General features: G+C 56.4%; 1 protein-coding gene. It reads left to right on the top strand.

Annotated features, from left to right (window positions below; genetic code table 11):
- Positions 1-139: 139 nt before the first annotated feature.
- The coding region (locus AC1D0P_RS30090) for an FAD-dependent oxidoreductase (RefSeq protein WP_477680078.1) at positions 140-433 on the top strand (294 nt) is incomplete at its 3' end.

A 433-nucleotide genomic window follows, 5' to 3' on the forward strand; every position in this document is an offset into this window, starting at 1 on the left:
GATATAAAACATCATTTTAAAAGTTGACGTTACGTAATCCCAAAAACCTTTATACTTAAAATATTTGTGACTTGCGACGATCCGTCGAAGATGTATGCATATGCGGCAAACAATCGACAGCCTGCAGCAGGAGAGGACGATGAACTACGACGCGGTGGTGATCGGTGCTGGACACAATGGGCTGGCTGCGGCCGTCGAACTGGCCAACAAGGGTTGGTCGGTCGCCGTCGTCGAGGCGAAGGACGAGCCGGGCGGGGCGGTCAAGACCCGCGAGGTGACGCTGCCCGGCTTCCGCCACGACCTCTGCGCCATGAACCTCTCCATGTTCGCTGGCTCCGCCTTCTTCAACGCCAACAAGGATGCGCTGTTCGCCAATGGTCTCGGCATCGTGCCGGCGGCCGATTGTTTTGCCAGCGTATTTCGCGATCACACC

It is taken from the genome of Polaromonas sp. P1_G2 (assembly GCF_056405515.1).